Source organism: Streptomyces milbemycinicus (genome assembly GCF_002154605.1).
Taxonomy (GTDB): Bacteria; Actinomycetota; Actinomycetes; order Streptomycetales; family Streptomycetaceae; genus Streptomyces; species Streptomyces milbemycinicus.
Window position 1 is genome coordinate 1 of sequence record NZ_MUNE01000485.1, and the last position, 8,255, is coordinate 8,255.

The 8,255-nt window shown below is 71.0% G+C and carries 7 protein-coding genes and 2 pseudogenes; 7 read left to right on the forward strand and 2 right to left on the reverse strand.

Going from position 1 to position 8,255, the window contains the following annotated elements; genetic code table 11:
- On the forward strand, positions 1-532 hold a 532-nt coding region (locus CCN51_RS34645; RefSeq protein ID WP_107426135.1), incomplete at its 5' end, for an OmpA family protein.
- Positions 533-609: 77 nt separating this feature from the next.
- Positions 610-1,904: pseudogene (locus CCN51_RS34650) on the forward strand (SLC13 family permease).
- 62 nt (positions 1,905-1,966) lie between these two features.
- Here CCN51_RS34650 and CCN51_RS34655 read toward each other — a convergent pair.
- Entirely contained in the window at positions 1,967-2,380 is a 414-nt protein-coding gene (locus tag CCN51_RS34655; RefSeq protein WP_014176783.1) for a cold-shock protein, read from the reverse strand.
- A gap of 108 nt (positions 2,381-2,488) precedes the next feature.
- Entirely contained in the window at positions 2,489-2,929 is a 441-nt protein-coding gene (locus tag CCN51_RS34660; protein ID WP_014176782.1) for a DUF192 domain-containing protein, read from the reverse strand.
- Positions 2,930-3,018: 89 nt separating this feature from the next.
- Between CCN51_RS34660 and CCN51_RS34665 the strand changes: the two genes are divergently transcribed.
- The 5 genes and pseudogenes from CCN51_RS34665 to CCN51_RS34685 all read left to right on the forward strand — a co-directional run.
- Positions 3,019-3,762 (forward strand): prepilin peptidase, encoded by a 744-nt coding sequence (locus tag CCN51_RS34665; protein ID WP_014176781.1) that lies wholly within the window; start codon positions 3,019-3,021, stop codon positions 3,760-3,762.
- Positions 3,763-4,094: 332 nt separating this feature from the next.
- Positions 4,095-4,856 carry an isoprenyl transferase gene (locus CCN51_RS34670; RefSeq protein WP_014176780.1) on the forward strand — a complete coding sequence of 254 codons (762 nt, stop codon included), beginning with the start codon at positions 4,095-4,097 and terminating at the stop codon, positions 4,854-4,856.
- Between the two features lie 400 nt (positions 4,857-5,256).
- Positions 5,257-6,594, forward strand: coding sequence for an RNA 5'-3' helicase PhoH2 (gene phoH2, locus CCN51_RS34675; protein WP_014176779.1), 1,338 nt, complete (start codon positions 5,257-5,259; stop codon positions 6,592-6,594).
- 438 nt (positions 6,595-7,032) lie between these two features.
- The gene (locus tag CCN51_RS34680; RefSeq protein ID WP_014176778.1) at positions 7,033-7,755 is read left to right on the forward strand and encodes an aggregation-promoting factor C-terminal-like domain-containing protein; all 723 of its coding nucleotides are present in this window, start codon (positions 7,033-7,035) and stop codon (positions 7,753-7,755) included.
- A 168-nt stretch (positions 7,756-7,923) separates the two neighbouring features.
- Positions 7,924-8,255: pseudogene (locus CCN51_RS34685) on the forward strand (hypothetical protein); the annotation flags it as partial.

Genomic DNA, 8,255 nt, shown 5'->3' on the forward strand with positions numbered 1-8,255 from the left:
GGCCCACGCCGACAGCGGCCCCGGCGCCCCCGCCGACACCACCCCACCCATCAAGATCGACGCCAAGGACCCCGATCTGCGGCTGCCCGGGAGCGCGAAGCTGGCCCCCGGCCGGGTGCTGGACATCAAGTCGGTCGTCGAGACCGACGACGGCGACGAGCGCCGCGAGGACACCAACACCAAGGTCAAGTTCGCCCTCCAGGCCGAGGTGCTGTTCGACAAGAACAGCTCCAAGCTCGGCGGCGAGGCCAACGCCCGGATCAGGGCCATCGCCCAGGAGATCGAGAAGCAGAACGCGACCAGCGTCCGCGTCTTCGGCTTCACCGACGACCTCGGCTCCGCGCTGCACGGCCTCAAGCTCTCCAAGGAGCGGGCCAACGCCGTCCAGCACGCGCTCTCCGCGAATCTGGACTCCTCCGTCCAGTACCAGATCCGCGGCTACGGCGAGCAGTACCCGATCGCGGACAACTCCACGGAGGAGGGGCGCAAGAAGAACCGCCGGGTCGAGGTCAGCTTCGCCCGCTCGGGATAGGGCCCGGGGGCGGTAGGGCGCGGGGGCCGTGTGCCCGGGGGCCGTGGCGGTCCACTTCGGCGCGTATCCCATGATGGATGTGTTTGTCGCATCTGGAACCGGGAGCCCCCCTGAGCACCGCCCTCACCGAGATCGTTTCCGTCGCCCTGCTGCTGGGCGTGCTCGCCTTCGCCGTCGTACGGCCCCGGGGGTGGCCCGAGGCGGCCGCCGCGGTGCCCGCCGCGGGGCTGCTGGTGGCGGTCGGGGCGGTGTCGCTCCCGGATGTGTGGCAGGTCACACACAGGCTGCTGCCGGTCGTCGGCTTTCTGGCCGCGGTGCTGCTGCTGGCCCGGATGTGTGCGGACGAGGGGCTGTTCGAGGCCGCGGGTGACGCGGTGGCCCGGGCCTGCCGGGGCCGTACGGACCGGCTGCTGGCCGGGGTCTTCGCGGTGGCGGCGATGGTCACCGCGGTGCTCAGCCTGGACGCCACGGTGGTGCTGCTCACACCCGTGGTGTTCGCCACCGCCACCCGGCTCGGCGCCCGGGCGCGCCCGCATCTGTACGCCTGCGCCCACCTGGCGAACTCCGCGTCCCTGCTGCTGCCCGTCTCGAATCTGACCAATCTGCTGGCACTGGAGGCCAGCGGGCTGTCGTTCACGCGGTTCGCCTTGCTCATGGCGCCCGCATGGCTGCTGGCCGTCGGCATCGAGTATCTGGTCTTCCGCCGGTACTTCGCCGCCGACCTGGCCGCCGGGACCTCGCAGGCCCCGCCGGCCCGGCGGCCCGAGGTGCCGGTGTTCGCCCTGACCGTGCTCGTGCTGACCCTTTGCGGATTCGTCGCCACCTCGCTCGTCGGCGTGGATCCCGCCTGGGCGGCCTGGGCCGGCGCCCTGGTCCTCGCGGTGCGCGCGGTGGCGCGCGGACGGGAGACGGTGCGGGGCGCGGTGGCCGCCACGGGGCCGCTCTTCTGTCTCTTCGTGCTCGCGCTGGGGGTCGTGGTCCAGGCCGTGCTGGCGGGCGGGCTGGGGGCCGGGCTGACACATCTGCTCCCCGGCGGCGCCGGGCTGCCCGCGCTGCTGGCGATCGCCGGGGTCGCGGCGGTCCTGGCCAACCTCGTCAACAACCTCCCCGCCACGCTCGCGCTGCTGCCGATCGCCGCAGCGGGCGGGCCCGGCCCGGTCCTCGCCGTGCTGATCGGCGTCAACCTGGGGCCGAACCTCACCTACGTGGGCTCGCTGGCCACCTTGCTGTGGCGGCGCGAGATCCGCGGCTACGGCATGGACACCGGCACCCGTACCGGCTTCGGGCTGAGGGACTTCACCCGGCTCGGGCTGCTGACCGGACCGGCCGCGANNTCGCGCTCTGGGCGATGCTGACGGTCGCCGGAGCCTGAAAAAGAACCGCCGCGCAGGGGCGATGCCCCGCGCGGCGGTTCGGTGTGGCGCTCCGAGCCTCTTAGGACTCGATCCAGTTGTGCGCCTGAGCCAGTTCGAGCACGCGTCTGCGCACCTGCTTGATCTGGTCGGCGGTCAGTGTGCCGCCCACCTCGACCAGCGCCTCGGTCAGCTCCTGCCGGAACTCGGAGATCGACAGCACATCGCACATGGTGTCGTCGCCCGAGTCGGCGGCCGGCCCCGGCGCGTGGGTCCGGACCACGGCGGACCGCTGGACGATCCGTACTTCGGACGCCTTGGGACCCTTGTCGCCGTACTCCGGGACGAACTCCACCTTGCTGCCCGGCTGGAACAGATGCTTCTCGTCCACCAGGTCGTTCGCGTGCATGAAGACGTCCTCGCCGCCGTCGTCGGGAGCGATGAAGCCGTAGCCGCGAAACTCGTCAAACCGCAGAATTTTGCCCGTGATTGTCACCGTGCAACCCCTACCCCTGTACCTCTACCTCAACTGACCTCGATACGCGATCGAGGGTGTCCAACCATGACACCGGTGCCACAGCGTACAGCTCGGGCCTTGCCGCGGCTATGCGCCCGGGCACCGGATCGTGACACGGGCGCCGGCCCGCAACCCCCAGCGCTCCATGGCGCCCGCCTCGGCCTCCAGGACATGGCGCGCCCGGGGCCGGGGCAGCCCGAGCCGGCCGGGGCGCATGGTGCGCACGGCCAGAACGGTCAGACGGCGGTCGAGATAGGCGACGTCGATGGCGAAGCGCATCCCGAAGGTGTGGACGCTGCTCGCGGGGGTGAGCAGCAGCGCGCCCGTCACCCCGTCCCGGCCGAGCAGCCCGCGGGTGCGGGCCCGATAGGAGGCGGCGACCTCCAGGGGGACGTCCGCGTCGAGTACACCGCCATGTACGTCGCCATGCGCGTCGCCGCGTACCTCGCCGTACAAGTCCTCGGGTACGTCGTCATGCGCGTCGTCGAGCACGCGCAGTGTCCCCGTGCCGTCCCGCCAACGGCCCATCCCCGCCCCGCCCTTCCGTCCATCTCCCATCCGGCGTCCGGTGCCCGATGCGAGTGTCGCACCCGGCCCCGCTTCCGTAGGCTCGGCTCGTGTCCGTGCCCCTGATCATCCTTGCCGCCGCGTACGGCGCGGCGGCCGGAATGCTCGTGCCCCGCGCCCGCTACCGGCTGGCCGTGGAGCCCGAGGAGCCGTGGCGCGGGGCCTGCCCGCGCGGGCACGTGCTCACCGGGGCGGCCCGGGGCTGGCTGGGGCTCGCCCGCTGCCCGGGCTGCCGGGCGGGCGAGCGGGACTACGGTACGGGCGCGCCGCTGACCGCGGCCCTCACCGCGCTGGTGTGCGCGGTGCTGGCGGCGGCCGTCGGCGACCGCCCCGAGCTGGCGGTGTGGCTGCTGCTCACGCCGCCGACGGTGCTGCTGGCGGGCGTGGACCGGGCGGTGCACCGGCTGCCTGACGTGCTGACGCTGCCGCTGGCGGGCGGGGCGGCCGTGCTGCTCGGCGTGGCGACGCTGCTGCCGCACAGCGCCGGGTCGTGGCGGCGGGCGCTGCTGGGCGGGGCGGCGCTGGGCGGCGCGTATCTCGTGCTGTTCCTGATCAGCCCCAGCGGGATGGGGTTCGGCGATGTGAAGCTGGCCCTGGGGCTGGGGATCGCGCTCGGCTGGTACGGCTGGGCGGTGCTGGTCCTGGGCGCCCTCGCGGGGCTGCTGCTGGGCTCGTGCTACGCCGTCGCGCTGCTGGCGACACGCCGGGCGACCCGTGGAACCGGGATGGCGCTCGGCCCCTTCATGATCCTCGGGGCCGGTGCGGGGCTGGTGCTCGGGGGGCTCGCGGCCTGATGCGGACGGCGGGATTCTCGGCGACATTCATTGTCACCCTCGTCGATGCCTGGACTATCCCTCACAAAGCGTTATGGTGGAAGCCCCCCCTCGGGCCGGTCCGTATCCCCCCCACGGACCGGCCCGCTTTCTTTTCCTGGCGATTCCGGGGCGTACCGGCCATCGGTCCGGACGGAGCGCACACCGCGCAACTACGGAGCGTGATGTTTTGCGGGATGGGCGCGGCAAACAGAGGGCGCACCCGGTTCGCAAGCGCCCCCCTGCCGCAGTAGGGTGCGGGCTTGGGCGGACCGCCATCGCAAGCCATGCAAGGCACTGAGGGGCTGGAAGACGTGAAGTTGCGCGACCTGGTGTACGGGCTCTACGCACGCCGGGTGGAAGGCCGCCTCGACCACGCCCAGGTGCCCAAGCACATCGGAGTCATCCTCGACGGCAACCGCCGCTGGGCCCGCGCGGCCGGGGGGACGACCGAGCAGGGTCACAAGGCCGGCGCGAGCAAGATCCAGGAGCTGCTCGGCTGGTGCAACGAGACGGACGTCGAGGTCGTCACGCTCTGGATGCTGTCCACCGACAACCTCGACCGCCCCGAGGAGGAGCTGATCCCGCTCCTGGGCATCATCGAGGGCGCGGTGCGCGACCTGGCCGCCGACGGCCGCTGGCGGGTGCACCACGTCGGGAACCGCGATCTGCTGCCCGCCCGGACCCAGACGGTCCTCAAGGAGGCCGAGCGGGACACCGAGCACATCGACGGGATACTCGTCAACGTCGCCATCGGCTACGGCGGCCGGCAGGAGATCGCCGACGCGGTGCGGTCGCTGCTGCTCGACCACGCGAGCAAGGGCACCAGCTTCGAGGAGCTTGCGGAGGTCGTCGACATCGACCTGATCTCCGAACACCTGTACACGCGCGGCCAGCCCGACCCGGACCTCGTCATCCGCACCAGCGGCGAGCAGCGGCTGTCGGGCTTCATGCTCTGGCAGAGCGCCCATTCGGAGTACTACTTCTGCGAGGTCTTCTGGCCGGCCTTCCGCAAGGTCGACTTCCTTCGCGCGCTGCGTGACTACGCCGCGCGTCACCGGCGGTACGGCTACTAGTCCCGTACGCGGTACGGCAGTCGGGCCCGGACGGCTGATGCGTCCGTACGGTTTCGGCTACGGCCTCATCCCACCCCGAAACGTGCGGGTTTCACAACGTTCACGTGCGCGCCGTCATATGCCATGGCATGGCCGCGCACGTTCGAGGGAATATCCCTTCCAGGTCGACGCCCTGCCCCAACTGTCCTAGGGGTGTCGAACTGCCAGCGGACGGCATGTGCTCGTTCGCCCGGGAGGCCCTTTGCACACGGACGACGCGGATCGTGCGTATGACGCGGAGGGCCGGCGCTCGGCCCTTCCGCTTGGGCCTGAGCCCGGTCCGTCCCCCGCCTGCGGGCCGGGGGACTCGTTCCCGCGACGCCGTCGCACCCCAACCTCTCCCGAGGGGGTTCGTCCACCCGTGGTGATCAGCAAGAAACGCCGCGAGCAAGACCGGCGCACCTATGTACTCGACACCAGCGTCCTGCTCGCCGACCCGAACGCCATGGCCCGCTTCGACGAGCACGAAGTCGTGCTGCCGGTCGTCGTGGTCACCGAGCTGGAGTCCAAGAGGCACCACCCGGAGCTCGGTTACTTCGCCCGGCAGGCGCTGCGCCTGCTGGACGAGTACCGGATCCGGTACGGCCGTCTGGACGCCCCGATCCCGATCGGCGATCTGGGCGGCACCTTGCGTGTCGAGCTCAACCACTCCGACCCGGGCCTCCTGCCGGCCGCCTTCCTGACCCAAGGGGGCCGGGTGGGTGACAACGACTCGCGGATCCTCGCGGTCGCCAGGAACCTTCAGGCCGAGGGGTACGACGTCACGGTCGTCTCGAAGGACCTCCCGCTGCGCATCAAGGCATCCTCGGTCGGGCTGCTGGCCGAGGAGTACCGCGCGGAGCTGGCGATAACCGACTCGGGCTGGACCGGGATGGCCGAGCTGGCCGTCTCCGCCGAGCAGGTGGACGACCTCTTCGCGGCCGAGACCGCGTATGTCCCCGAGGCGGCGGAGCTGCCGGTGCACACCGGTCTGGTGCTGCAGTCGGAGCGCGGCAAGGCGCTGGGCCGGGTCACGCCCGACGGGCAGGTGCGGCTGGTGCGCGGCGACCGCGAGGCGTTCGGCATCCATGGGCGCAGCGCGGAGCAGCGCATCGCGCTGGATCTGCTGCTCGACCCGGACATCGGGATCGTCTCGATGGGCGGCCGGGCCGGTACGGGCAAGTCGGCGCTGGCGCTGTGCGCCGGTCTTGAGGCGGTACTGGAGCGTCAGCAGCACCGGAAGGTGATGATCTTCCGGCCGCTGTACGCGGTGGGCGGGCAGGAGTTGGGCTATCTGCCGGGCTCCGAGGCGGAGAAGATGAGCCCGTGGGCCCAGGCCGTCTTCGACACGCTGTCGGCGGTGACCACCTCGGATGTGATCGAGGAGGTGGTGGGGCGCGGGATGCTGGAGGTGCTGCCGCTCACCCACATCCGGGGCCGCTCGCTCCATGACGCCTTTGTGATCGTGGACGAGGCGCAGTCCCTCGAACGGAACGTTCTGCTGACCGTTCTGTCCCGGATCGGCTCCAACTCCCGGGTGGTACTCACCCATGACGTGGCACAGCGGGACAATCTCCGCGTCGGGCGCTATGACGGCGTCGTCGCCGTGGTCGAGAAGCTCAAGGGGCATCCGCTGTTCGCCCATGTCACCCTCACCCGCTCCGAGCGGTCGCCGATCGCCGCCCTGGTGACCGAAATGCTCGAAGACGGCCATATCTGAGGTAGTTGAGGGGAGTACGCGACACATGCAATCCCGGACGCCGTGCGGCCGAGCCGAAAGAGCTTAGCCGCGCGGCGTCTTGGTGCGCTCGGGTTTCCGGAAATCCTAGGGCGTAAACGAGGTGTGAGCTTTCACACTCAACGGAGAATTGCCTCCGGGCGTCCGCTTCCGGCAGTGTGTGGGTCCTGTCAGGCCCCGCATACGGCACACCAGTACCCCCAGCGGTACGGAGCAACAGCAGTACCAGAACTAAACAGCGTTCGCCGTATGCCGCCCGAGCACCTTGCGGCTCTCCCGAGGGAGGGTCCACCGGGCCAGTGCCTCCCGTGACCAGCCATCCCCATGTGCAACAGGGGGACGGAACAAGGGGAGGTCAGCGCCAGGGGCACGATTGCGTCCGCGAGGTCACCTAAGCGGGCGATGCTGGAAGGAAACCGTGTGAGCCGGATTTCGGTCCGGGGATTCGCAGTGGCCTCGGCCACCGCGGTCACCACTGTGGGCGCTGTCGTTGGCGTTGCCGCGGGCGGTGAGCAGCAGAGCTCAACCGACCCCGTCGAGGCGACCGCCGCCGACACGACGCTCCTTGCGGACATACCCGCCGGCCAGCAGGCCGTGGCGCAGACCGCGTCCCTGACGCAGCAGGCGGACGTGCAGTCCACCGCGGCCGACGCGGAGGCGAAGAAGTCCGCTGAGGAGTCTGCCCGCAAGCAGGCCGCCAAGGACGCCAAGGCCAAGAAGCTGGCCGCCGAGAAGGCGGCCGCCGAGGCCAAGCTCGCCAAGGAGCGCGCGGAAGCCAAGAAGAAGCTCGAGGAGGCGGCGAGCCGTTCGGCCACCCGCGACGCGAGCAGCTTCCCGCAGCAGGCCTCGTACACCGTCGCCGAGGTCCAGGCCATGGCGCGCCAGATCGTCCCGGCCGACCAGTTCCAGTGCTTCAGCAACATCGTGAACCACGAGAGCACCTGGAACTACCGCGCCGAGAACCCCTCCTCGGGTGCGTACGGTCTGGTGCAGGCGCTGCCGGGCTCCAAGATGTCTTCCGTGGGCGCCGACTGGCGCACCAACCCGGCCACCCAGATCAAGTGGGGCCTGAATTACATGAACGAGCGCTACGACAGCCCCTGCGGCGCGTGGTCGTTCTGGCAGGCCAACAACTACTACTGATGCTTTCGGCCTCACTCGGTCGCCTTCGGCGCTCGACTCCGCGAAACCCCCGACCGCAACCGGCCGGGGGTTTCCCGCGTCCTCAGGCTGTAACGTCGTCCCGACGACCGCGGGGGAACTGGGGGTAGGGGAAGCGAAATGTCCGCATTGCCACACTGGGTCGGCAGAATGGGAGCCGGCCTGACACGGCTGGCCGAGCGGCTGGAGCGCCATGCCGAGGCCGGCGCCGCCGACCCGGACGACGCGCACACCGACGACGGCAGGAGCGAACGGGCCGACCGGGGGCCAGGCACCGGCAAGACCCTGGGCGACGCCGGCAAGGCCGAGGGCGTAACCGGCCCCGCCGATCCCGCACTCGCCGATCCTGAGGGCTCCGCCGACCCCTTTGACTCCAACGGCTCCGCCGACCCCTCTGACTCCAACGGCTCCGCCGTACGTGGCTCCCGCCCGGCCCGCCGGGACCGCGGGTTCCAGGGCCGGGCGGGCCGGGCGGGAGCCAC